Here is a 26,602-nt window from a genome sequence, read left to right on the forward strand (position 1 = left end):
AGGTCTGTGGTTGAAAGTCGATGCTAGTCGCAGGCAAAGCGATCCACGTAAGGTAGCAAAGGCTACTGATCATGGTGCGGCTTAGAAGTGAGACCTACCTAGATATACTAGAGAGAATAAGAGTAGAAGCAAAATGTTTCTGCAAAGTTCCAGTGGGCGAGTGTGGGGGCAAAAACCAGGTCAGCTAAGTAAGTACATATTTAATGATGTACATAATTAAAATAAAAAATATTTAATTTTTTAACCTTAGGATATCTATTGTCCTGGGTTTTTTCATTTTAGGAATAAAAATGAATCACTCTTGAATATTTATTAATTATAGTGTATAATTACTTAAAATGAACTTGTAATTAAAAGCTTTAATATTTTTAAATTAAATTTTTGGAGGGAGATATTCAAAATGAAAAAATTAATTTTATCAGTTTTAGTATTTACATTAGTATTTGCTGTTGGTTGTGCTGGAGATCAGACGACATGGGACAAGGTGCAGGATGAAGGGAAATTAACGATTGGTATGAGTGCAGATTATAAACCATTTGAATATACAGATGAAAATGGTGAGATTGTTGGTTTTGATGCTGACATTGCTCAAGCAATTGGAGAAAAGTTAGGCGTAGAAGTAGAATTTGTTGATACTGCATTTTCTGGTTTGATTCCAGGCTTAAAATCTAATAAATATGACTTAATTATGTCGGCGATGACAATTACTGAAAAGCGGGAGAAAGCTGTAGATTTCACAAATCAGTATTTTAATGCGGGCCAAGTGGTAGCAGTGATGGATGATAATAACAGTATTCAAGGTGTTAAAGATTTAGAAGGAAAGAAAGTTGGAGTTCAGTTAGGAACTACAGGTGACTTAGAAGTTAGTGATATGGACAACATAGAGCAGATTAAGCGTTATGAAAAGATACCACAGGCATTTATTGATTTAAGAAATGGTCGAATTGATGCTATAGTTAATGATTTACCAGTTACAGCAGCATATATTATGAAACATCCTGAAGTAAAGATGGTAGGAGAACCATTTACCAGCGAACATTATGGTATTGCAACTCGTCCAGGAGATGAAGAACTATTGAAGAAAGTTAATGGTGCTTTAAAAGAATTAAAAGAAGATGGTACTTATGATGAAGTATATAATAAATGGTTTAAACAATAATTGATTAATTGCCCAGCGGATTATTTCGCTGGGTTTATTAATGAGACAAAAGTAATATTACCTCTTGAATAAATAAACATTCTTCTGTATAATTATGATAGACAATTTAGAAATCGGAAGGAGCAATAAACGTGTTAAATATAGGATTAATTATGGAAAAAATTGCAGATATTAAAGCTATTTTACCTTTTTTATTAAAAGGTGCGGTAGTAACAATTAAAGTAACTAGTTTAGCTGTCTTAATGGGTATAGCACTAGGAACTATTTTGGGCTTAGCTCGAGTTTCTAAAAGTAAGTGGTTAAAGAGTATATCTAAAGCTTATATTGAATTTTTCCGCGGGACTCCGCTTTTAATTCAATTATTTATTTTATATTTTGGACTACCTAATTTAGGAATTAAATTAAGTCCTTATTTTGCTGCTGTATTAGGATTAGGCTTAAACAGTGGGGCTTATGTAGGAGAAATTGTCCGCTCAGGTATTAATTCGATTAATAAAGGACAAATGGAAGCTGCGCGGTCATTAGGAATGTCTTATCCGCAGGCGATGAGGTATGTTGTTTTACCACAAGCAATTAAGCGAGTGATTCCACCGTTAGGAAATGAATTTATTGCTTTACTAAAGAATTCATCACTAGTTTCTGTAATTTCAGTTAAAGACTTAACTAGACAGAGTAGGTTAGTGAATAGTAGAACTTATCAAACATTTTTAATTTATATTTCTGCAGCAGTAATCTATTTTTGTATGACTTTTGTACTAACTCGTCTAGTTAATTATGTAGAAAGGAGACTGAGCGTCAGTGATTAGAGTTGAAGACTTACACAAGTATTTCGGAGATTTAGAAGTACTAAAAGGAATAGATGAAACAGTTGAACAAGGAGAAGTAATTGTAGTTGTTGGACCAAGTGGTTCCGGTAAAAGTACTTTTTTACGCTGTTTAAATAGATTAGAAGAACCTACAGCAGGGAGAATCTTTATCGATGGTCAGCAGATTAATTCTCCTGAAATAGATATTAATCAATTACGGCAGGAAACGGGAATGGTCTTTCAACACTTTAATCTTTTTCCTCATAAAACTTCTTTAGGGAATATTACCTTAGCTCCTATGAAAATAAAAGGTATCGCTGAAGAAGAAGCTAAACAGATAGCTTATGATTTATTAGATAAAGTAGGTTTAAAAGATAAAGCAGATACCTATCCAAGTCAACTATCAGGGGGCCAAAAGCAGCGAATTGCTATTGCCCGAGCTTTAGCAATGCAGCCTAAGGTCATGCTCTTTGATGAGCCAACTTCAGCCCTTGATCCAGAAATGGTCGGAGAAGTATTAGATGTTATGGAAGATTTGGCTGATGAAGGAATGACGATGGTTGTTGTAACTCATGAAATGGGCTTTGCTCGCGAAGCAGGAGATAGAGTCCTATTTATGGATGGAGGAGTAATAGTTGAATCAGCTCCCCCAGAAGAGTTATTTAATAATCCTCAAGAAAAGAGAACGCAGGAGTTTTTGAAAAAAGTATACTAATTAAGCAAAAAGCAATGCATATAGATTGCGCACCTAATTAGCAAATAGTAGAGAGACGAGTACTATACGGAGAGTTTTTATGTTTTTGAAAAACTCGGAGGAAGCAACTGAGTCATACTACTTAAATTAGTTTTATTGCCCTGCATATAGATTGTGCAGAACAACAGTATATTGCAAATGTAATGTATGTAGAGAGACGAGTACTATACGGAGAGTTTTTTGTTGACAGAATATAGGTAGTGTGTTATAATTCCAGGTAGTGAATGCGAAAAAATATATTACTTGCATCACGTGAATAAGAAAGTACTTAGGAGGAATTTAGAATGAGATTAACAGGAAATGTAAAATGGTTTGACAACAAAAAAGGTTATGGATTTATTGAGCAGGAAGAAGGCGACGATGTGTTTGTTCATTATAGTGCAATTGAAGAAGAAGGCTTTAAGTCTTTAGAAGAAGGACAAGAAGTAGAATTTGAGATCGTTGAAGGCGAAAGAGGACCACAAGCTGAAAATGTAACTAAAGCATAGTTGACTTTGAGACCAAAAAGCTCTGGATTTTATCCAGAGCTTTTTTTAATTTTTGTTCCAAATTTTTTTCAACTGAAGATTGATAGTTGATGACTTAGAGTTAATTAATATTAATTTAATAAAAATGAAGGAATTTAAATAAGCGATAAAGAATTAATATCGTATGAAGTTATAAATAGATTTTTTATTTTGGGAAGGAGATGATCGGCGTATGAAATTCATGATCAGTGGTCGAGATATTAAAGTAACGGAAGCACTTAAGGATTATGCTAAAGAAAAAGTGGGTAAAATATCAAAATATTTTGATGATGATACTGTAATTGAAGCACAAATCTCTCTGCATGTAGAAAATCAAAGACATATGGTAGAGGTAACAATGTTTGTTGATGGATTAACTTTAAGAGCCGAAACAGAAACAGGCGATATGTATGCTTCAATTGATGAGGTGTCTGATAAGTTAGCACGTCAAGTACGTAAGTATAAAAGCAAAATCAGAAGAAAACTGCGCGAAGAAAAATTAGAATTTGAAGAAGAAATAGTTGAATCGAGACATGAGGATTATGAAGATGATGAGGAAGAACCTCAAATAGTAAGGACTAAGCGCTTTGCAATGAAGCCAATGGGGGTTCAAGAAGCAGCAATGCAGATGGACTTATTAGATCATGATTTCTTTGTTTTCTCTAATGCTGAAACTGAAGAAGTTAATGTTGTTTATAAACGAAACGATGGGAATTACGGTTTAATCGAACCGACTTTAAAATAAATAAAACTTTTCTAGCCAGCTGATTTATTCAGCTGGCTTTTCAATTGAAAATTATGTTTCTTAAGAGATTATAAATAATTAATGTTTTTTAGTTTTTTTGCTTAGGTTTTAACTCATCACTTCTTACTCTTTACTGATTACTTAAATTCTAATGTGGTTGCCTACTTGCCCTAGAAATGATATAATCAAACTTGAGCTTAGATATAAACTCAAGAATAGTTGTTTTGTTTAAAATTAAACTTAAATATAGGGGAGATTTATCTAATGTTAGATTTTTTAAAGAAAATGTTTAGGAAGATTGTTCCTCATCCTAATGACAAGAAGTTAAATGAATTGTGGCCAATGGTAGAAAAAGTCAATGAATTAGAAGACGAAATGAAGTCTTTAAGTGATAAAGAACTGCAGGATAAAACGGAAGAATTTAAAGAACGATATCAAAATGGAGAGACTTTAGATGATTTATTGGTAGAAGTATTTGCTGTGGTCAGAGAGGCGGCAGCTAGAGTTACAGAAATGAGACCTTATGATGTACAGGTTTTAGGTGCTATTGTACTTCATCAAGGTCGAATTGCGGAAATGAAGACTGGTGAAGGTAAGACTTTAGTAGCAACTATGCCTGCTTATTTGAATGCTTTAACTGGTGAAGGTGTGCATATTGTGACAGTTAATGATTATTTAGCAGAGCGTGATAGTGAATGGATGGGTCAAGTTTATGAATTTCTTGGCTTAGAAGTAGGGGTAATTTTAGAAGATATGGACTATGAATCACGTAAAGAAGCTTATGAAGCAGATATTGTTTATGGTACCAATAATCAATTTGGTTTTGATTATTTACGTGATAATATGGCTACTAGAGAAGAAGAATTAGTACAGGGTGAACTTAACTTTGCTATTTTAGATGAGATAGATAGTATTTTAATTGATGAAGCAAGAACTCCACTAATTATTTCGGGACCTACGGAAAACTCGCCGAAAATGTACTATAAATTTGCTCGTTTAGCACGGAAATTAGTTTTAGATAGAGATTATGAAGTAGATGAAAAAGCTAATTCGGTGATTTTAACTGATGAAGGGATAGACCGAGTAGAAGATAGTTTAGGCATTAATAACTTATATGATAATCAGCATATGGATGAACTGCATCATATGAATCAAGCGATTAAGGCTAAAGAGTTAATGGAGCGTGATAAAGACTACATTGTTAAAGATAATGAAGTCCATATTGTGGATGAATTTACAGGACGTTTAATGTCAGGACGTCGTTATAGTGAAGGTTTACACCAAGCCATTGAAGCAAAAGAGAATGTTGATATTCAAGAAGAAACACAGACGATGGCTAGTGTTACCTTCCAGAACTTCTTTAGAATGTATGATAAATTATCAGGGATGACGGGTACTGCTGTCACTGAAGCAGAAGAATTTGAAGAGATTTATGAGTTAGATGTAGTAGCAGTTCCAACGAATGAACCAGTAATTAGAGAAGATTTCCCAGATGTTATTTATAAAAATGAACAGGCTAAATTTAGAGCCGTAGTGAGAGATATTAAAGAAAAATATGAACGAGGACAGCCGGTGTTAGTAGGTACAGTGGCTATTGAAAAGTCTGAGCAATTAAGCCGGATGTTAAAAAGAGAAGGTATTCCTCATGAAGTCTTAAATGCTAAATATCATGAACGAGAAGCTGAAATCATTAAGAATGCTGGTCAAAAAGGTTCAGTTACCATTGCTACTAATATGGCTGGTCGAGGTACAGATATTGTACTTGGAGACGGTGTAGTTGAATTAGGCGGTTTACATGTAATTGGTACTGAACGTCATGAAAGTAGAAGAATTGATAATCAGCTGAGGGGACGTTCTGGTCGTCAAGGAGACCCAGGTTCATCTCGTTTTTATGTGTCATTAGAAGATGATTTAATGCGTTTATTTGGTTCCGATAAAATTACAAGTATTATGGATGGTTTAGGTTTAGATGAAGACCAACCAATTGAACATGATTGGATTACTAGTTCTATTTCCAGAGCCCAAAAGAAAGTAGAGAGCCGTAACTTTGGAATTCGAAAGAGTATCTTAGACTATGATGAAGTACTGCATAAACAGCGGCAAAATATATATGAGAGACGGCGTAAGATTTTATTAGGTGAAGACTTAAATGAGATGCTATTTGAGATGGCAGAAAAATGGTTAGATGATACTTTAGAGATCTATATTGATAATAGTAAAGCACCTGATCAATGGGATTTAGAAGGACTGTTAAGTCATGTTGAAGATTTTGTGGGAGAAATCAATTTAGAGTTAGCAGATGTTGAACGGAATACTGAAGAGGAAATCAAAGATAAATTAATGGCAGAAATCGAATCTGCTTATGAAGATAAGAGAGCAGATTTAGGTGATGATAGCATTGAAGAGTTAGAAAAAACAGTAATGTTAAAGACTGTCGACCAAAAGTGGATGGATCATTTACAGGCGATGAACGAACTGCGTCAAGGAATCGGTTTAAGAGCTTATGGTCAAAAGGATCCATTAGTAGAATATCAGTATGAAGCCTTCGATATGTATAAAGAAATGTTAGGTCGGATTAGAGAAGATATCATTCAGTATCTATTTGCAATTGAAATTGTGCATGAGGGAGAAGAAATGGAAGAACAGCGTGACTTAAACTTCACTCATGAAGATGGCGTATCTGCTTATGATTTAGAGCAAATGCAAGAAGAACAACAACAGAGAAAAGAGCAGGCCCAGACTAATAGCGGCGGAGAAGAAGAAGAGATTGAACGAACTCCGCTAAGAAAGAAAGAAGAACCAGGCCGCAATGATCCGTGTCCTTGTGGTAGTGGTAAGAAGTATAAGAAATGCTGTATTGATAAAGATAAATATGGTGGTTACGAATAAAAACAGTAATTAGTAATCAGTGATGAGTAAAGAGAAAAAGAGTAAAGAGGAAAAGAAGAAAGCAGTAGCTGGTAGTGAGCTAAGTGAAGATTGCTGCATATAGATTGGGCAGTTAATAAAGCGAGAAGTAGAGAAAATGGGGCTGCACGAAGAGTTTTTGTTTTTTAAAACTCTGAGGAGAGAGTGAAAAATGTAGAGACTAGGCATTGCTTAGTCTAGATTGTAGGTTTAATTATAGGTCATGAACTGTGTTGTTTAAATTAAAAAATATTAATTTAGTAGATAGTTTAGAAAATCAAAAGATATATGAGTATGGTTTTGCCATACTCATATAATATTTAGAAAGGATAGGGAAGGGGGGATAAGGGTGAAAGAATTTAATGTTACAGGAGTTTGTATTCCAGAAAAACATTATATGGTGAATATAGATAGTAAGTTAGAGCAATTGATTGAACTAGTAAATAAGGGTAACTATTTCACAATAAATAAGCCGAGGCAATATGGAAAAACAACAGCAATGTATTTATTAGCTAAAGAATTAAGAAAAAAAGATTATTTAGTAATCAAAATGAGTTTTGAAGGAATTAGTAGCAAAGTTTTTTCAGATGAAACTTTATTTATAAATAGTTTTTTAAGAGAAATTAAACGGAATTTAAAACTGCGACAGAAGGAAAAATTACTTAAGTTTATAGAAGCTAACGATGATTTAGATACTATAAATGATTTGAATTATTTTATAACTGATTTTATAATGGAAGCTGATAAAAAGGTAGTAATGATGATAGATGAAGTGGATAAAAGTAGTAATAATCAATTGTTTTTAGATTTTCTAGGTGTGTTGCGTAATAAATATTTATTAGCAAAAGAAGGAGAAGATTATGCATTTCATAGTGTAATCTTAGCTGGTGTCCATGATATTAAAAATCTCAAATTGAAATTTAGAACTGATGAAGAAAGAAAATACAATAGTCCTTGGAATATAGCAGTTGATTTTAAAATAGATATGCACTTTAATATTAGAGAAATTTCTACTATGCTAAAAGAGTATAAAAATGATAAATCTGCTCAAATGAACATTAAAGAAATAGCAGAAGAAATTTATTATTATACTTCTGGGCATCCATTTCTGGTTAGTAAATTAGCTAAAATAATAGATGAAGAATTAGAACAATTGAAGTGGACCAAAGGGACTATTAGAAATGCAGTTAAATTTTTATTAACTGAACAGAATACTAATTTTTCTACTTTAATAAAAAATATAGAGAATAATGAGGACTTATATCAACTTATTTATAAAATAATTATGGAAGGTGAAAAGATAACTTATAATTTAGATAACCCAATTATTGAACAGGGTCAATTATATGGTATTTTAAAGAATGATAATGGACTAATAAAAATTCATAATAGGATCTATGAACAACGCATATATAATTATTTAAGTTCCAAATTAGAAACTAGTGTAGATATGTCTACTTACAATTACCGAGATAGTTTTATTACTAAAGAAGGGTATTTAGATTTTGAAAAGATATTAAATAAATTTCAATTGTTTTTCAAGGAACAATATAGTAAAAAGGATAAAGAATTTTTAGAGAGAAATGGAAGACTCATTTTTTTAGCATTTATAAAGCCAATTATAAATGGAAAAGGTTTTGATTTTAAAGAGGTACAAATTTCAGAAGAAAAAAGATTAGATGTAGTTATTACCTATTTAGATAGAAAGTATGTAGTAGAATTAAAAATATGGCGAGGAGAAAAGTATCATCAAAAAGGATTAGCTCAGTTAACTGATTATTTAAATAAACAGAATGTTGATCAAGGATATTTAATTAGTTTTAATTTTAATAAAAATAAAAATTATCAACAGAAAGAAATCCAAAGAGAAGGCAAGAATATTTTTGCTATTTGGGTATGATGAAGGGGGAGTTTTAATGACCGAATTAGAACAAAAGCTAGAAGAACTTGAAGCGACACTGCTCGATTTGAGGGAATCTCTTTGACTATGAGAGTTTAAAAGAAAAACAGCAGGAACTAAAAGAAGAGATGAGCCAACCAGGTTTTTGGGATGATAGTGACAAGGCTCAAAAGATAGCTAAAAAAGAAAGTGCAATTAAAGATAAGATTAATAGCTATGATAGTTTAGTAGCAGAGCGAGAAGAGTTAGAAGTATTATTAGAATTAGGTCAAGAAGAAGAAGATGAAGCTACTATTAATGAAGTTAAAGAGCGGATTAATCAATTGGAGAAAGATGTAGATGATTTAGAATTAAAAACTTTATTAGATGGGGATTATGACCATAATAATGCTTTATTATCTATTAATCCTGGCGCAGGTGGAGTAGACTCGCAGGATTGGGCTGAAATGTTAATGAGAATGTATACTAGATGGGCTGAAAGTAATGGCTATAAGTTAAACACTTTAGAATTGATGCCCGGGGAAGAAGCAGGTATTAAAAGTGCGACTATTCAAGTAGAAGGAGATTATGCTTATGGTTATTTGCAGTCTGAAAAGGGAGTACATCGTTTAGTTAGGATTTCTCCTTTTGATTCTTCTAGCCGTCGTCATACTTCTTTTGCTTCGGTAGATGTAATGCCTGAATTGGATGATGATATTGAAGTTGATATCAATGAAAATGATTTAAAGATTGAAACTTATCGGGCTAGTGGAGCTGGTGGTCAGCATGTGAATACTACTGATTCAGCAGTGCGAATTACTCACTTGCCGACAGGAATTGTAGCGCAGTGCCAAAATGAACGTTCGCAGCATAAGAATAAACAAACTGCTATGAAAGTTTTACAATCGAAGTTATTTGAGTACTTAGAAGAAAAAAAGGCAGAAAAGTTAGAAGAAATTCGCGGTGAACATAAAGAGATTGCTTGGGGTAATCAGATCCGGTCTTATGTCTTCCATCCTTATCAGATGATTAAAGACCACCGGACTAATTTAGAAGTGAACAAAGTTGAGCGGGTAATGGATGGTAAACTAGAACCGTTAATTGAAGATTACTTAAAGAATGAAAAATAAGAGTCAAAGATCCAGGGGACAGTAAACTGCTCCCTGGATCTTTTGTTTTTTTAAAATAGATAATTATTTTCTTTAGTTGAAACCTCCCAATCATTGTCATTAAAAATCCCTTGTCCTTCTTTGAATAAGCTCTGTGCTTGTTGCTTGTTTTGTAATTGGGCCTTAAACCATGCTACAATATAGCTTGCCATTTGACCACCATCTCCTACAGGAGTGAAGTGGCTAGCACTATGCATATGCCCATAGATTGTTGGGACTTGTGATGGTCTATAACATAGCAGTCTAACATAGTATGAAGGTACTATAAAATCTCTGCCACCAGAGATAATGAAAGTTGCTCCTCTTAATTATCTAGTACTACCGCCAAAAAGACCGGGTTCGATTAAAATAGTAGTCTTTATTTTGCTGTTAGCTCCAGCATTTAGAGCTCCCCCACCTCCTTGAGAATGTCCTGCTGCACTAATATTATTGCTATCAATAGTGGCGTGAAATTTGCTAGTAGGATTATTATTTTCTTCGAGTAACCAGTTAACTCCTTCTATCATTTCTGCTCCACTGCCAGTGTTAGTACTACGAGAAGCAATGACTATAAAGCCATGTGAAGCCAAATTTTTAAGAAGTCCCCAATAAAATTCGGGAATAGCTCCTGTGCCATTGCCCCATGTGATTACTGGATATGGTCCTTGCTCCAAATTACTAGGGTACAGCAAGGCAAAATTGTTATTGGGACCAGTTCTGTTAGAGCTTTTCACTTCAAAACTACCGCTATTAGATCTGTTAGAATCCCAAAAGCTCTGAGTATTCATCTGAGTCATTCTCTTTAATTTGATATTTACTTTGCTATCTTGATTATTATTAATAGTTATGGCGGCTTGATGTTCTTCATAAAGTATTTCAGAGTCTAATTTTGTAACATTAATTTGGTAGTTACCTGCCTGCAAATCTTTGATTGTAAAAAGCCCATTTTGATCAGTCTGTGTCATTTCATCTTTTAGAGAAACTATACAATTGGCTAAAGGTTTTCCTGTGGCATTATCAATTACTGTAGCAGTTAAATTACTAGTTGTGGTTTCAGGTTCCTTGCTACATCCTGTAATTAATAAGCTAAGGGCAATAAGAATAATGAAACTGTGCCTGGCGACAACAAATGAGTTATTCGAAAATAAATTGTTCATGGTCCTAGCTCCTTTCTAGCTAGTAATTTTTTCCATCACTACTTTATTAATTGCAGACCGAACCCCCTACACCTTTATTTTTTCCATTATTTTCTAATTAATTATCAGTTATTAATAGTTATGGAGAGAGAAGAAATAAAGTAAAAAGCAGTTATTAATCAGGCAGAGAAATAATAACTATAGTATAAAAAGGCAATTTAGATTTCTGATAATCTTGGTAGAAATGAAGGTGAAAAGATGGATTTTCTTTTAAAAGTAACTAGCATAGGTTTTTTAGCTGGGATTTTAGGCACTGGACTAGGGGGAGCAGTTACATTCCTGTGGCGGCGCCCGAGTGATAAAGCGGTCAGTAGTTTATGGGGGTTAGCTGCTGGGATTATGTTAGCAATTGTGCTCATAGATTTATTCCCGGAAGCAACTCATTATGGTAATGTTGTTTATACATTAGTCGGAGCTTTAGGCGGAATATTAATCCTAAAAATTATTTCCTATTATTTTCAAACTCGATTTCGGGCAGGATATATTCAAACTGGTCTGTTATTAGGGATTGGCATTGCTCTGCATAATTTTCCCGAGGGGTTAGCAATTGGAGCAGGTTATGTGGCTACGGCTGATTTAGGTTTAGGTCTGGCAGTAGTGATGGCGCTGCATAATTTCCCGGAAGGACTATCAATGGCCACTCCTTTAAATATCGGTGGGATAGCACCACAAAAAATATTACTCTATACTGCTCTGCCGGGGATTCCAATGGGCTTAGGTGCTTTTCTAGGAGCGTCTTTAGGCACTGTATCACAATTTGCCTTAGCAATCACCTTAGGATTAGCTGGGGGAGGAATGTTATATATTACTTTATTTGAATTAATTCCTGGAGCCTATAGCTTTGATTATGGGTTAGAGGCTAGTGGGGGAATTATTTTAGGGATTGCTTTAGGAACATTGTTTGTATTTATGATTTGAGAATGGAGGATAATGATGAAAAAAATAATTTTAATCTTAATTTTAGTTATTTTATTAGGTACTCAGTTTTTTCTACCTTCTTATACGGCTGAGCAAATAGCTAACTCTATTAAAGCAGAAGTAGATAACTATCAGACAGTAGATGTAAAAGTCAAGTCTGTTCCTGCTCTGAAGTTATTATTAAAGTCTGCTGATGAGGTACAGGTGCAGGGCCAAAATATAGTAATTGACCGGCTGCAGTTAGCTTCTTTACAGGCTCACTTTAAGAATTTGAAAGTGCAAGAAGAACAAGAACGGCAAGTGATAGCAGGAGAGAATACAAAGCTCTATATTTTACTGCGCGAAAAGGCTCTCAATGATTATTTGCGGACTAAAGAAGAATTAGATATCTTTAACAGAATTAAAGTTGATATTACTCCTCAGCAAGTAATTTTAAATGGAGCAATTAGTATTTTAGATGCAGAAGTAAATTTACAATTAACGGGAGACTTTGTAGTAGTTAAAGATAAAAAGATAGTTTTTCAGTCTGATAAATTAGCCGTAGAGAATTTTTTAATTTCTACTAGCTCAATTGAGCAGTTAAAGGACAAATTGCAGTTTGAATTGGATTTAAGAGAACTACCGCTACCTTTAGATGTACGCCAAGTTAAGTTGAAGTCAGATGAGCTAGAAATTATTGGGCCCAGTTCTGAGAATAATTAAAATGCTTTAGAATATACTATAAATAAGCTATTAGATAGATTAACCCCAATAACTTATAGCTAAAAAAGGAGCAGTAGTGATGCTCAAAATAAAGAGCTTGATTTTAGTGTTAATTTTAATTGTTAATAGCGTAATTCTAATAGATAAAGATAAAATTGAAAGCAGTAATCGGCAGGTAGAGTTAACGGCTGATTATGAATTATTTAATGAGTTTGAGCAGTTGAATTTGTTAACTAAATTTAGTGAGCAGGGACTTAGTTCTCTAGCTGTAGGTGAAGAAAGTCTAAGAGAATTAGCTAGAGAAAATAAGATTAGTATTGAAAGTGCTTGGGGATTTAAGGGGGCAAGTGCTGCTCAAGATGAGATTAATTCTAATCAGATATATATTAGTGGTCCCCCCGCTATCTTAGGACAAGTTGTAAAACGGTGGCGGAAGTTAAATGACCTAGAATATGACAAAGAGAAGAATAGATTAATTATTCCTCAATCGAGGTCTGAATTACTAACTAAGCCGGTCTACTTTGCTAGCCGAGCTCTTAGTTTAAGTCAAAGAACTAATCTCAATTTAATTCCTCGTTTTAAAGCAGATAGTAGTTATCAAGAGTTATCATCAGTGGCAGCTAGTTTAAAAGATCTAACTACAATAATCTTTAGTGGACAAGAAGTTGTAGGCTATGCTGATAATTTAATTCAGACAGCGAAAAAGTTAGAGGAGTTAGATTTAAAGTTAGGGTTGATTGAGCCTTTTTTGGCCCCACAACGGGGTGCTAAAGAGTTGGCCGCGCAAATGAGCTATCAAGCCCTGCGGGTGCATAGCATTAAACAGCGGGAATTAGAACAGTTAGGAGTGCAGGCTGCAGTAAATAGATATTTTAAAGCAGTGCAGCAAAGAAATGTACGTTTGCTCTATCTAAAGCCCTTTGCAAATGAGGTACAGACTAGTCAATTTATAACTTCTCTGCAGGAGAAATTAAGCGAAGCTAATTATGATTTAGCAGTAGCGCAGCCCTTTGAAAAAGCAAAAGATTATCAACAACTAAAAGTAGGGTTGATTCTTTTATTACTACTTTTAACTTGTTTATACCTCAAAGAATTTAATACAAAACTAGCAGTTATATCTTTAGTTAGTGGGCTGAGTTTAATTCTAATCTTTTATCTTTTAGCTTGGAGCGCGCTGATAGTTTTAGTTTCTTTGCTAATAGCTGTGATAGTGCCTTGGCTAGAGTATATATATTTATTATCTACTATTAGAGAGAGATCTTTAAAGGAAGTTTATTTAACTTTTTTAGCTATAACCCTAATCAGTATTACAGCAGGATTAGTAATTACTGCTCTATTGTTTGATAACAGTTATTTGCTACAGATTAAAGAATTTAGAGGAGTCAAAGTCGCTTTTGCTCTACCTTTATTGTTGGGGGCTGGTTATTATTTAGGGCAAGAAAGCAAAACTAAAGATATTAAAGAGGAAATTGAGATCTTCTTAGCAGAACCCGTATCTTGGCGGCAGTTACTACTCTTAAGTAGTGCTTTGGTCTTAGGAGTATTCTATTTAGGTCGGACAGGAAATCAGTTTTTTATCGGTGTCAGTAGCATAGAAGTATTAATTAGAAAGTACTTAGCAGAATTTTTTGTAGTCCGACCTCGGTTTAAATCTTTTTTAATTGGACATCCTTTATTATTATTAGGACTTTTTAGAGGGCCAAAGAAATACTATCAATGGCTGCTGTTAGGCGGTTTAATCGGACAGATTAATATAATTAATACTTTGGTTCATCTACATATGCCCTTAAAGATTTCTCTGCTGAGAGTAGTAATTGGAGTCGCTATGCAATTAGCAATAATCCCAGTGTATAGATTGAACATATTAACTAGCAAAGGAGTAGAGCAAGATTGAGAGTTTAAGCAAAAAATTGGGGGTTATGATTATGAAAAAAATAATACTGTCAGGTTATTATGGATTTAATAATACTGGTGATGAAGCTATTTTAGCTGCTTTGATTGCAGGTTTGGAAGCAAGAATCGATGAGCTAGAAATTATAGTTTTATCTGCAGACCCTCAATTTACAACTCAATTACATCAAGTGGAAGCTGTTAATAGGATGAACTTTAAAAGGATAGCGCAGGAGTTAAAGAAGGCAGATTTATTAATTAGTGGTGGCGGTAGTTTACTGCAGGATGTAACAAGTTTAAAAACTATACCCTATTATTTAGGGGTTATTGTGTTGGCTAAAGTGATGAAGACGCCAGTTTTTTTCTGTGCCCAAGGAGTTGGCCCCGTCAATAATAGATTGAATCAAAAACTAATTAGCGGTGTATTAAATAAGGTTGCTTTGATTACAGTTAGAGATCAGAAATCAAAGCAGTTATTAGAAAATTGGGGAGTTAAGAACAAGATAACAGTAACGGCTGATTTGGTTTTCAGTCTAGAACTTGGTAATGAAGGAATGATTAATAATATTGTAAAACAAGAACAGATTAGCTTTCAATCTCCTACTATGGGAGTTGCAGTTAGACCTTGGGCAGATAACAGCTATTTAAATCAATTAGCTGGAGTTTTAGATACTTTAATTTTAAAATTGGGAGTCAATATTGTATTGCTTCCCTTTCATAATCCAGGTGATAGGGAAGTAAGTCAATTATTAAAACAAAAGATGAAGCAGCAGGTTGATTTGATTACGGGAGATTATACTCCTAGAGAAATTTTGGCATTAGTAGAAAGCTGTGATTTTTTCTTAGGAGTGAGATTACATTCGCTAATTTTTGCTGCTTTAGCTGGAATACCTGTGGCAGGAATTTCTTATGATCCTAAAATAAATAATTTTTTAGAACAATTAAACCTAGAGCCTGTAGCTGAAATTGCTGACCTTGAAGTTGGAGTAGTGGAAGAAAAATTGATTGCGCTGGCGAAGGAAAAGGATAAACAGCTTGAGAACATTCAAGAGCAGCTAGCTGAATTAAAAAAAATATCTAAAATGAATTTCAAATTATTGCTCGAAGAGCTGGGTGATTAGCATGCGGGAGCAGGTAGAAATATTAGATGTATTAGTAGATAGAGTTGATAGTGCAGAAGCTTTAACTAAGCTAACTGAATTCATAAATAGTGGCAGTAATCAATTAGTGGTGACTCCTAATGCAGAGATGATTATGCAGGCGCAGCAGGATATGAGGTTAAAACGGATTATTAACCGGGCTGATTTGGCCCTGCCGGATGGAGCGGGAGTAGTAATTGCTTCTAAGATATTAGGAACTGCTATTCCAGAGCGGGTAGCAGGAGTTGATGTAGTAAAAAAACTATTTGAGATTGGCTGTCAGAGAAATTATAGTTTTTATTTTTTGGGAGGGGCACCTAAAATAGCTGAGCAAGCTAAAGAGCAGGTAGTAAATCAATATTGTAATTTAGAAATTAATGTTCATCATGGATATTTAACTAGAGTGTTGGAAGAAAAGGTAATTAATGATATAATAAAAAAGTCGCCTGATATTTTATTAGTGGGCATGGGAGTTCCATTGCAAGAAAAATGGTTAGCTGAATATCTAGATCAGTTTTCTAATGTCACGGGGATAGGTGTTGGTGGAGCCTTTGATATTATAGCTGGAGTTAAAAAAAGAGCTCCCCATTGGATGCAGAACTTAAATTTAGAGTGGTTATATCGAGTGCTGCAGGAACCAGAAAGAATAGTACGTGTAGCACAGTTACCAAAATTTATACAGCAAGTATTATGGCAAAAAATCAAAAAATAAGTATAAGGGTTTAGGTGTTGAAAATGTCAAAACAAACAGTTTATAACTACATTGCAATTACTATTGGTTCATTACTAACAGCAGTTGGTTTAGTAGTATTTTTAATTCCTAATAAGATAGCATCAGGAGGAATTAGTGGTTTAGCTACTATCTTACATTATATTTTTGATTGGCGAGTCGGAAGAACTATTTTAATTATTAATATTCCATTATTTTTGATTGGTTTACGGTCTTTAGGGACTAAATTTGGAATTAGAACTTTATATGGGATTTTAGCTTTATCACTTAGTACTGATTTATTAGAAGGATATTGTTCAGGATTACCAACCTTAACTACTGATCCCTTATTGGCTTCTATTTACGGTGGGGGGATTGTTGGATTAGGCTTAGGTTTAGTGATTAGAGCTGAAGGAACGACTGGAGGAACAGACTTAGTAGCTCAGATTGTTAATAAGTATACTAGAATTAGTGTAGGGAAAGGACTATTAGTAGTTGACTTTTGTGTAATTGCAATTGCAGGAATTGCTTTTAATGCTGAAATTGCTTTATATGCCTTAATTTCTTTATTTATCACTAGTCGTGTGATTGATTTGGTCCAAGAAGGATTTAACATATCTAAAGCTACGTTTATAATTTCGGATGAGTCAGATGAAATTAGAAAAACTATTATTAATCAACTAAATCGTGGAGTTACAATTTTAGAAGGTAGAGGCGGTTTTACTTGCCATAATAAAGAGATATTATTATCTATTATTAACAGATCAGAAATTTCTGATATTAAAAGAATAGTCCAAGAAATTGATGATGATGCGTTTGTGATTATTACAGAAGCTCACGAAGTATTAGGAGAAGGTTTCGATGAAACACAGTTGAAAGAAAAAGAAATTTAAAAAAATGATAAAAAAATTGATAAAAAAACAGGAAATTTAATTCTAGTTAAAGAAACTTATTACAAGGTAAAGTTTAATAGCTATAGTTAAAAGTTAAGTTCATTATTTGGGTTCTAGTAACTAATTTAAAAGAAAACTGGAAAATTATTCATTATAAATTATTAAGGGGGATTATATATGGAAGGTAGTGAAGTAGCTGTATTAATTGACCATACTATTTTAAGTCCAGACATAACGAAGAAAGATGTAGAAATTAAATGCCAAGAGGCTAAAGAATATAATTTTGCTTCAGTTTGTGTGAATCCTAGTTATGTAGAGTTTGTAGCAGATCAGTTAAAAGGAAGTAACGTTAAAACTTGTACAGTAATTGGTTTTCCGTTAGGAGAGAGCACTTCTGAAACAAAATCTTTTGCTGCTAAAAACGCAGTTAAAAATGGTGCAGATGAAGTAGATATGGTGATTAACATCGGTGCAGTTAAATCAGCTGCTTGGGATGTTGTAGAAGCAGATATTAAGTCTGTAGTTAAAGCTGTTAATAGAAATACTTTAGTTAAAGTTATTTTAGAGACTTGTTATTTAGATGATAATGAGATTAAGCAAGCGTGCAAAGCTGCACAAAGTGCAGGAGCTGATTTTGTGAAGACTTCAACTGGCTTTGGTACTCATGGAGCTAGAGTTGAAGATGTAGAATTGATGAAAGAGTCTGTAGATGAAGAAATGGGGATTAAAGCTTCCGGTGGAATTCATAGTTTAGAAGAAGCAGTTGAAATGCTTGATGCTGGTGCGACTAGAATTGGTGCGAGTTCAGGTGTAGAGATTGTAGAAGGTGTAGAGCCTGAAGGCGATGGAGATTATTAAAGTGAATTAAAATATAATGTATAAATTATTATAGGCCAGCCATAAAAGGTTGGCCTATTTTAATGGTGAATTATTCAAAATCATTTATCGAGTTTTTTTGTTGACCAATGTTTGTGATTGATAATCCTAGATATTGTCCTAGGGCTAATTTCATATTTTTCTCCTAACTCTTTTTGGGTACATTTATTGTTATTATATTCATTATAAATTTCTAGACATTTCTTTTTTGTTAATTTTCTATTATTATTTTTATTTAATTTTTTTAGTTTTTTAGTTGAAGGATGTTTGGCATTAATAATTTTAGAAACAGTATTACGACTAATGTTATATTCATCAGCTAGTTTTTGTTGGGAATAATTATTATTTTTATATTTATTATAAATTTCTAGACATGACTCTTTAGATATTTGACATTTCTTATCTTTAACTGGACTTTTTAAATGTTTGGTAGACCAATGCTTCCCATTTACTATTCTAGAGACTACTTTTTGACTAGTATTATATTTTTCTCCTAATTCAGTTTGTGTATAATTTCCAGTTTTATATTCTTCATATATTTTTATACCTTCGCTTTTAGTGATCTTAGTATCACAATGATTTTCTCCTGTTGTTTTTATTGCTTTAAGGTGTTGAGTAGACCAGTGTTTTCCTTTGATGATATTATAAACTGTTTTTTGACCAATTTTATATTCAGTCATTAATTCTTGTTGAGTATACTCTCCGCTTTTATATTTATTATAGATTCCTAAATATTCTTTTTTGGATAGGGGTGAATTATTATGTTTTTTATTAATATTAGTTGGTATCTCTAGATTTTTGGTGATGGAGTGTTTGCCATTAATTATTTTAGATACCATTCCATCGCTGATATTATATTTTTCAGCAAGTTCATCTTGATTATATTTCCCATCATAATAATCATTAAATATTTTAAGATAATCCTTTTTAGATAGTTTGTAAGGAGATTTTGGTTTAGGAACTCCTAAATCTTTAGATATAGGATGTTTTCGATTTACTATTTTACCGATGAATTGACGACTTCTATTTAATTTTTGACTGATATCATTATATGATAAATTCATTTCTTCATAATAATAAATTATAGTTTTAGCCATATATCTTAATTTTAGATATTTTAAGTTTGTTTTGTTTAAAATGTGATTTCCATTTATTATTTTTCTGATAGTTCTATCACATATATTATATTTGGTTGAGATTTCTTGACTATTTAGGTCATTCTTCATATATTCATAAGTGATTTTTGAAACGTCACTTTTAGTAATCTCTAATTGGGGATGTTTGTGAGGATTTTTGCTAAAAAAATCTTTTAATGTTTCGCTTAATTTATTTTTATGTTCTTCAGTTAATTTACCTAAAGCATCTCCACCCGGGTGTTTATTATAATGTTTTTTATTATTATAAGTATTATATTTTTTAATATAATATATTTCACGTTTGTTTAATTCATTAAGAGGAACTTCTTCTAAAATTTCATATGAAAAAGCTTCTGAACCATACTTTTGTATAGCTCTATCAATATGTTGTATTAGACCTTTTTTATGTTCTAACATTCTTTTCTTAAAATCAATTGTTTGTCCTATGTAAATTTGATGAGTCTTTTTTCTTTCAATTTTATATATATAACCTGTTTCCATATCACCACCTCTAATAGATATTATACCCATCATTATTATTTTAATACTATATAAAAATAGCTACTAATTAAAAAAATAAAGCTCCCAAGTTTTAAAAATTGGGAGCTTATCTATCTTACCAAGGGAGTAAATTTATAGTATTTATTCTGCTTGTTCTAAAACTTGGTCATAAGTAACTCTATCTTTAAATTCTTCTAACTTGCCTTTATTCCAGTTTTCTGTAGGAGTAATGAACCCGACAACTCGGGAGTATACCTGACACTTAGTTCTTTCACTTTCTTGAGCAGCCATTATAGTCACCTCCTTTAATTTCTGATGGTTACATGTTCTACGTATTTTTTTAATATATTCTTAAATTTTTCAAGTTTGCTTGGTGGAAATTCTTTAACTTTAGATAGTTCAGGATCTAAAGTATTTTTAGGTCTGAAATTTTGAATATAGTGACATTTACTACCTTGAATCAACTTTCCTATTTCCCCCATTTTTTCTTTATCATGTAGAGTAGGTACTACAGTAGTCCGAAATTCATAATCTATATTTGAATTTTTAATTAATTGAATACTTTCTACTATAGATTCCTTAAAACCTGTTTTACCTAAGATAGCCTTTTCTTTTTCTAATGGAGCTTTAACATCCATGGCAATGTAATCTAATAGATCTTCATTAATTAGTTGAGCTAATAATTCTGGATTACTTCCATTAGTGTCCAATTTTACTTTTAGACCTATAACTTTGATTTTTTCGATAAAAGCTAATAGATCTGATTGTAGAGTAGGTTCACCACCTGTAATTACTACTCCATCAATCAAACCTTTTCTAGATTTAAGGAATTCTAATACCTTATTTTCAGAATAATAGCTATTATCTGAACTTGAATTAGGTATAAGATGTGGGTTATGACAATAAGGACAAGCAAAATTACAACCTTGAGTAAAAATTATAGCTGCAAGATGATCTGGATAATCCATTAAGCTTGTCTTTTGAATGCCAGAAATTTTCATTATTCTTCGCCTTCCTCATAACCAATTTCAGCATCACATTTTGGACAGTACTCATGTTCCCCAGCAATATAGCCGTGTTTAGGACAGATGCTGAAAGTAGGCGTTAGAGAATAATAAGGTAATTCAAAATTGTGCGCTAAACGCTTAACTAATTTCTTTGTACTCTCAATTGACGGCATTTTTTCACCGATAAAGCCGTGTAAAACCGTGCCCCCCGTGAATAATTTTTGAATTGGATCCTGTAATTGGAAAGCTTCGAAAATATCTCTAGTATGATCCACAGGTAATTGACTTGAATTTGTATAATACGGATCAGCATCATTTTCAACTACCCGTTCTTGATTAGCACAAATAATATCGTTGCCAAATCTTTCTCTATCTAGCTTAGCAAAACGATAGGATGTACCTTCAGCAGGAGTAGCTTCTAAATTGTAAATATTACCTGTTTCTTCTTGATATTCCCGCAACTTATCGCGCATAGATTTCAAAACTTCTACAGCAAATTCTCGCCCTTCTGGCGTAGAAATATCTTGATCCATAAAATTCTCTAGGGCTTCATTCATACCGTTGAGTCCAATAGTATTAAAGTGGTTCTTCCAATACTCGTCGAAGCGTTCTTTAATATTGCGCAGATAGAATTTACTATAAGGGTAAAGACCTTGTTCAGTTAAGTTTTCAAGTACTTCTCGTTTGATTTCTAGACTCTCTTGAGCAATATCCATTAGTTTATATGTCTGTTCAATAAACTCTTCTTTAGAATCAGCTTTGTAGCCAATACGAGGCATATTTAATGTTACCACTCCTACAGAGTTACCACACCAAGTAGTTTTTCCATTTCTTCTGACCATTAAAGTATGATTTTCAACTTCACAACAATATACTTTACCATTATAATTCTCTGTATCTATATTTCTGTTTCTTAATCTGTAATGTTTAGACTGTTGTATACCTACTGTATATTGAGTAGTAGTATTAACTGTGCTCCCTCTTATTTTCATAGCCCCTCTATTTCTTTGTGAAATAGTAGAGATGTAGCCAATTTTCATAATTATTTCTTGTAAATCATCTGCTAGTTGCTTTGAAGCAGTATAATATGTCATCTGTCTTTTTTTGGCTTGCCCTCGTAAAGGTCTAATATGACCATCACCATGCATTAGCCATTTAAATAATATTTTTAATTGACGAGAAGATAGTGCTTTTATTTCTTTTGGAATATATTTATTATAACAATTACCAAATTGCTTAAGATAAGACCATAATTGCTTACTACATATTATATATTCCTTTCCTTCAATACGATAATTAAAGGGCATTTCATCTAGTAATTTTTTTATCTTCATTCTAACCTTCTTTTTAGTTTGAGATATAGTAACTCTATAGCCGTGAGATTTAGCAATGTTTTCATTATCTGTACAACCTTCAGAGATAAAAATACCTAGAAATTTAAGCCATAGATCCATATTAATCTTTAGTGCTTCTTTTTTATAGTGTAATTTTGAATTATAATTCCCCGCGATCCAATTATTTTCTATTTTAGGTAATATAAAATGTTCCCTTTCAATCCCTTGCCATTCTCCTTGTTTAGGAATGCGATGTACATTACCGTTAAATTCGTCTGCTCTAACGAATCCTCGTTCTTTAGTATTAGCATCGTCATAAACCATCTTATGATTTGGAGTAACTAATAAGTCTAAAGATTTATGATCAAACCTATATAATTCTCCCTCCCAATCATATTCAAAAATATTTTTAGGTTTATGCAATTCTATTTGATTATCTTCGGCGAGAGTAAATAATTTATCTTCATAAGTTAATTCAGAAAAGTATTTCCAACCGTCCTTAGTCATGACTTCGGTTTTTTCGTCATAACATCCAGTTAACGGATTCGAGCCAAATAGACCGCCACCTCGTTTACGTAATTCATCGTTTTGAATTCTTAAGCGGCAGCACATACTTCTAATATCTTGGGGATCCATATCAGAGTTGACAAAATTTGAAAAATAAGGCAGACCGTATTTGGCTGTCATTTCCCAAACTGGATCAAGTACTTCATTATCCCAGTCAAAATCAGGTGTAATATTATAAGTTGGAATCGGGAAACTAAAGACTCTACCTTTTTTATCCCCTTCGAGCATTACTTCTGCAAAAGCTCGATTGAGCATGTCCATCTCATCTTGAAACTCTTGATAAGTTTCATCCTGTGGTTCTCCCTCAACGATAATTGGTTCATCTTTCATATTGTCAGGGACATTTAAGTCCATAGTAATGTTAGTGAATGGAGTATTACCTGTAATAAATACTTTACCATTTCTTCTAGCAATAACTGTTTCATTATCTGTATTAGGACACCAAATGATTCCATCATAGTTTACTTCTTTAATATCACTTATATAAGTGTCTTGGTGTTCTATTATTCTTATGATATATCTTTTTTTATTTCCTATTTCAGTTGCTTCTCTAGTATTTACAGTAAACCCATTACCAGAATTTATTATAATTTGTTGTAATTCATTAGAGATATTTTTATCAGTTGTTGTTATTTTACAACCTTCATGACCATCACCTTTAATATAAGTTTTAATAAATAATTCACTTTGTCTTTGGCTCATATTCAATAATTGTTGGGGAATACAATTTATACTATTATTTCTATCAAATAATTCTAATATAGCCCTGCTAGTTTCAGCATTAAATCTAATTTGGGTAACTGTATCTCCTAAAGATTTACCACCTTCATTTATAGTATATTTATATCCTAATTTATCTAATAGAGCAATAATCTCATCAAACTTGGCTCTGTTTTTATTTCTAGATTGATAAATAGTTAATCTTCTCCAATTTCCTTTTTGTTCTAAACTACCTTCAGTTACAATCCAAGCAATTAATTTAATTTCTTCATCCGATAATTTAATTTCTTGATTATCGTTAGGAGCAGTAATAGGGGTAATAGCAGGACTTTTCATCTTAGCAACTTCTTCTATTGTTTGTAGTCTATATCTATTAGTGTTATTTATTTTTCTTACCACTCTATGTTTTGGAGAAATTAATTGGTCTTGGATTCTGTTAGTTAGGTTATACATTTTACCTTCATAATGTCTTCTAAATACTTTGTTTACTTTACTATTTTCAATTTTATTTTCTTCAATATTAAAAGTCTTAATTGTTTCCCCGACTTCTACTTCATTATATTTTTTCCATCCATTGGGGGTTAGTATTTCTGTATCTTCTGACATACATTGAAAACCCACGCGTGTAGGCACATTTAGATTATAAATAAATTCTTGCATGCCTTGTTTAACTTCTTCATAACTCAAATCATCATAAGCAATAAACGGAGCTAAATATGTATCAAAATTAGAAAAAGCCATTGCACCTGCAGCTTCTCCTTGTAATGTATATAAGAAATTAACTGACTGCATTAATGCTGTGCGGAAGTGTTTAGGTGGTTTACTTTCTACTTTAGTAGACACGCCACCAAAACCATTAAGTAATAAATCTTTTAAATCCCAACCGCAGCAGTATACTGATAAATTACCTAAATCATGAATATGCAAATCCCCAGCCGAATGTTTCTCTCGAATTTCTTGAGGATAGATCTCTTGTAACCAGTATTGAGCTGTAACTTCGGATGAAATATGATTATTAAGACCTTGTAGGGAATAACCCATATTACTATTTTCTTTAACTTTCCAGTCGCTACGGTCTAGATAACTACTGACTGCATCAAGAGCATCATCAAATAATTGTTTTGTATTTCTTATTTTAGAGTGTTGATCTCGGTATAAAATATAAGCCTTAGCAATATCAGAATAACCATCTTCAATTAAAGTTTTTTCTACTAAATCTTGTACTTGTTCGACAGAAGGAGTTCCTTCTTCCTTATAGAATATCTTTAAATATGATACAACTTCATTAGTTACTTCTTCTGCCATTTGTTCATTTTCCATTTCAACTGCTTTCGCAGCTTTTAGAACTGCTGTTTTGATTTTGTCTTTCTTGAATTTAACCTTGTCTCCATTTCTTTTTTTGATATAATTAATCACTGTTGAAAGCCTCCTCATTTTGGTAAACAGTGCGACAAAGATTATTTTAACCCACACATTGATTTGTGTCAAGACTAAAGCAACCACAAAATATAGTGTATATCCAAGATGTGACTACTACATATAGTATAATTCTTTCTAATCGCCTTTGTATGTTTTTTGGATAATTGACAATTAATTTGGTTTGCGAAACTCGAGTAATAGTGATACAATTTAAGATAGTATTAAACACCTTAATAAAGGTAGGGATAAAAATATATGATTACAAATAATAAGAAAAAATTATTAATTGGAATAACTATTTTTATAATAACTGTACTGAGTACAGTTGGATTTTTTATTCATGATAGTTATGCTAATTCTTCTAATGGTTCTAATTATGAGCATGCGAATAAATTCGAAAAATTATTCGTTATTTATGATATTATTGAACAAAGTTATGTCGAAGATATGGGGGTAAAGCCCTTGGTGACTGGTGCAATTGATGGTATGTTAAATGCTTTAGATGATCCGTATACAGGTTATCTGCCGCCGAAAGAATATGAAGGTATGAAGAAAGATTTTGAGGGGAAGTATGGCGGAATTGGAATTATGATCACCCTCCGGAACGGAAAAATAACAATTGTTTCTCCATTTAAAGGTACGCCCGGGGCCAAGGCCGGCTTAGAAGCAGGCGATATCATTCACAAGGTTGAGGGCAAGAAAACTAAAGGAATGCAGCTACAACAGGCTGTTGACTTAATGCGCGGGGAACCGGGTACTAAAGTTACTTTGACTATTAAACGTGGTTTGAAAGAGAACATAGTTGACCCTGAAGACCAAAACTATGAAACAATGGAAATAGATATTACCCGAGCTCAAATTGAAGTTCCATATGTTACTTCAGAATTAAAAGAAGATAATGTTGGTTATATAGAATTGACGAGATTTATTGAAAACTCTGGTCAAAAAATAAAAGAGGCCATTTCTGAGTTAGATAAACAAGGTGCTGAAGGATATGTGCTTGATTTAAGAAATAATCCAGGTGGATTATTACGTCAAGCCTCTCGAGTGGCTAGTAACTTTCTTGATGAAGGTCCAGTAGTCTATGTTAAAGAACGAGGTAAGAACAAACAGCCAGTTCCGCTATCTAGAGGATTTGAAGCAACAGATAAGCCGTTAGTAATTTTAGTTAATGGTGGTAGTGCGAGTGCTTCAGAAATAGTAACTGGAGCTGTGAAGGATAATAAGCGTGGTACGATAGTAGGAACTAAGACCTTTGGTAAAGGTGTAGTTCAGAGTTTGATTCCACTAACGGATGGTTCAGCAGTGAAAATGACAACAGCTCGTTATTATACACCTAATGGGACGTTTATTCATCATGAAGGAATTAAACCTGATGTTAAAGTTGCAGTTTCAGATACACCAGACAATTCTAATTTGATTAAGACCAAAAATGCTCAAAAGATACTCAAAGCTATTAATTACTATCAAGGAGCAATAGACGGGATTTATGGTCCTAAAACAGCTCAAGCAGTGTTAAAATTACAACAAGAATATGATATAGAGCTAACTGGAGTAATAGATAGTGCTACAGAAAAGAAGTTGGCCCAAGTAGCAAGCCGAAAGAATGTTCAAGATAAGATTAAAACTGAAGATAAACAGTTAAATAAAGCAATTGAAATCCTAAAAAAGAAATTTAATTAGGAAGGAAT

General features: G+C 32.8%; 22 protein-coding genes. 16 read left to right on the forward strand and 6 right to left on the reverse strand.

Translation table 11 applies throughout. The annotated features are described in order from the left end of the window. The first annotated feature begins 400 nt into the window (after positions 1-400). The 8 genes from JOC47_RS10565 to prfB all read left to right on the forward strand — a co-directional run bounded on the left by JOC47_RS10565 (position 401) and on the right by prfB (position 9,886). On the forward strand, positions 401-1,159 hold the full coding sequence (locus tag JOC47_RS10565) for a basic amino acid ABC transporter substrate-binding protein (protein WP_204702045.1): 759 nt from the start codon (positions 401-403) through the stop codon (positions 1,157-1,159). 152 nt (positions 1,160-1,311) lie between these two features. After that, positions 1,312-1,965, forward strand: a complete 654-nt coding sequence (ehuC, locus tag JOC47_RS10570; protein WP_204702122.1) for an ectoine/hydroxyectoine ABC transporter permease subunit EhuC — start codon at positions 1,312-1,314, stop codon at positions 1,963-1,965. Continuing rightward, entirely contained in the window at positions 1,958-2,680 is a 723-nt protein-coding gene (locus JOC47_RS10575) for an ATP-binding cassette domain-containing protein (RefSeq protein ID WP_204702046.1), read from the forward strand. The genes ehuC and JOC47_RS10575 overlap by 8 nt, the downstream gene beginning before the upstream one ends. Before the next feature lie 323 nt (positions 2,681-3,003). Beyond that, complete coding sequence (locus tag JOC47_RS10580; protein ID WP_204702047.1) at positions 3,004-3,207, forward strand: cold shock domain-containing protein; 204 nt, start codon at positions 3,004-3,006, stop codon at positions 3,205-3,207. Between the two features lie 211 nt (positions 3,208-3,418). Beyond that, the gene (hpf, locus tag JOC47_RS10585; protein WP_204702048.1) at positions 3,419-3,970 is read left to right on the forward strand and encodes a ribosome hibernation-promoting factor, HPF/YfiA family; all 552 of its coding nucleotides are present in this window, start codon (positions 3,419-3,421) and stop codon (positions 3,968-3,970) included. 264 nt (positions 3,971-4,234) lie between these two features. Further along, positions 4,235-6,859, forward strand: coding sequence for a preprotein translocase subunit SecA (secA, locus tag JOC47_RS10590; protein WP_204702049.1), 2,625 nt, complete (start codon positions 4,235-4,237; stop codon positions 6,857-6,859). 367 nt (positions 6,860-7,226) lie between these two features. After that, on the forward strand, positions 7,227-8,777 hold the full coding sequence (locus JOC47_RS10595; protein WP_204702050.1) for an AAA-like domain-containing protein: 1,551 nt from the start codon (positions 7,227-7,229) through the stop codon (positions 8,775-8,777). 16 nt (positions 8,778-8,793) lie between these two features. After that, positions 8,794-9,886 (forward strand): peptide chain release factor 2 gene (gene prfB, locus JOC47_RS10600; protein ID WP_239551123.1). Its coding sequence is split into 2 segments (ribosomal slippage): positions 8,794-8,859 and positions 8,861-9,886, totalling 1,092 coding nucleotides; the frame shifts between segments, so codons are not numbered across the junction. Positions 9,887-9,936: 50 nt separating this feature from the next. Here prfB and JOC47_RS10605 read toward each other — a convergent pair. Next, a complete protein-coding gene (locus tag JOC47_RS10605) occupies positions 9,937-10,077 on the reverse strand; it encodes a hypothetical protein (RefSeq protein ID WP_204702051.1) in 141 nt (46 codons plus the stop codon). 156 nt (positions 10,078-10,233) lie between these two features. Beyond that, positions 10,234-11,061, reverse strand: coding sequence for a carboxypeptidase regulatory-like domain-containing protein (locus JOC47_RS10610; RefSeq protein WP_204702052.1), 828 nt, complete (start codon positions 11,059-11,061; stop codon positions 10,234-10,236). Positions 11,062-11,298: 237 nt separating this feature from the next. Here JOC47_RS10610 and JOC47_RS10615 point away from each other — a divergent pair, with 237 nt between their 5' ends. From JOC47_RS10615 to deoC, 7 genes are all read left to right on the forward strand, one after another. Beyond that, on the forward strand, positions 11,299-12,018 hold the full coding sequence (locus tag JOC47_RS10615; protein ID WP_204702053.1) for a ZIP family metal transporter: 720 nt from the start codon (positions 11,299-11,301) through the stop codon (positions 12,016-12,018). Positions 12,019-12,033: 15 nt separating this feature from the next. Further along, a complete protein-coding gene (locus JOC47_RS10620; RefSeq protein ID WP_204702054.1) occupies positions 12,034-12,720 on the forward strand; it encodes an LmeA family phospholipid-binding protein in 687 nt (228 codons plus the stop codon). Between the two features lie 79 nt (positions 12,721-12,799). Continuing rightward, entirely contained in the window at positions 12,800-14,614 is a 1,815-nt protein-coding gene (locus JOC47_RS10625; protein WP_204702055.1) for a DUF5693 family protein, read from the forward strand. A gap of 31 nt (positions 14,615-14,645) precedes the next feature. Further along, a complete protein-coding gene (gene csaB / locus JOC47_RS10630; RefSeq protein WP_204702056.1) occupies positions 14,646-15,731 on the forward strand; it encodes a polysaccharide pyruvyl transferase CsaB in 1,086 nt (361 codons plus the stop codon). 1 nt (position 15,732) lies between these two features. Beyond that, positions 15,733-16,461, forward strand: a complete 729-nt coding sequence (locus JOC47_RS10635; protein ID WP_204702057.1) for a WecB/TagA/CpsF family glycosyltransferase — start codon at positions 15,733-15,735, stop codon at positions 16,459-16,461. Between the two features lie 23 nt (positions 16,462-16,484). Next, positions 16,485-17,351 (forward strand): YitT family protein, encoded by an 867-nt coding sequence (locus tag JOC47_RS10640; protein ID WP_204702058.1) that lies wholly within the window; start codon positions 16,485-16,487, stop codon positions 17,349-17,351. A gap of 177 nt (positions 17,352-17,528) precedes the next feature. Beyond that, a complete protein-coding gene (gene deoC, locus JOC47_RS10645) occupies positions 17,529-18,209 on the forward strand; it encodes a deoxyribose-phosphate aldolase (RefSeq protein ID WP_204702059.1) in 681 nt (226 codons plus the stop codon). An 80-nt stretch (positions 18,210-18,289) separates the two neighbouring features. On the opposite strand, the gene JOC47_RS10650 is transcribed toward deoC, so the two are convergent. The 4 genes from JOC47_RS10650 to nrdD (JOC47_RS15500) form a co-directional block, all read right to left on the reverse strand. Continuing rightward, positions 18,290-19,864 carry a helix-turn-helix domain-containing protein gene (locus JOC47_RS10650; RefSeq protein ID WP_204702060.1) on the reverse strand — a complete coding sequence of 525 codons (1,575 nt, stop codon included), beginning with the start codon at positions 19,862-19,864 and terminating at the stop codon, positions 18,290-18,292. A 141-nt stretch (positions 19,865-20,005) separates the two neighbouring features. Next, complete coding sequence (gene nrdD, locus JOC47_RS10655; protein WP_204702061.1) at positions 20,006-20,155, reverse strand: anaerobic ribonucleoside-triphosphate reductase; 150 nt, start codon at positions 20,153-20,155, stop codon at positions 20,006-20,008. 14 nt (positions 20,156-20,169) lie between these two features. Then, the gene (locus tag JOC47_RS10660) at positions 20,170-20,865 is read right to left on the reverse strand and encodes an anaerobic ribonucleoside-triphosphate reductase activating protein (RefSeq protein WP_204702062.1); all 696 of its coding nucleotides are present in this window, start codon (positions 20,863-20,865) and stop codon (positions 20,170-20,172) included. Next, a complete protein-coding gene (gene nrdD / locus JOC47_RS15500; protein ID WP_338035346.1) occupies positions 20,865-24,908 on the reverse strand; it encodes an anaerobic ribonucleoside-triphosphate reductase in 4,044 nt (1,347 codons plus the stop codon). The genes JOC47_RS10660 and nrdD (JOC47_RS15500) overlap by 1 nt, the downstream gene beginning before the upstream one ends. Positions 24,909-25,166: 258 nt before the next feature. On the opposite strand from nrdD (JOC47_RS15500), the gene JOC47_RS10680 reads away from it, so the two are divergent. Beyond that, a complete protein-coding gene (locus JOC47_RS10680) occupies positions 25,167-26,594 on the forward strand; it encodes a S41 family peptidase (protein ID WP_204702063.1) in 1,428 nt (475 codons plus the stop codon). The last annotated feature ends 8 nt before the right edge of the window (positions 26,595-26,602 follow it).

The organism is Halanaerobacter jeridensis (assembly GCF_016908315.1).
Taxonomy (GTDB): Bacteria; Bacillota; Halanaerobiia; order Halobacteroidales; family Halobacteroidaceae; genus Halanaerobacter; species Halanaerobacter jeridensis.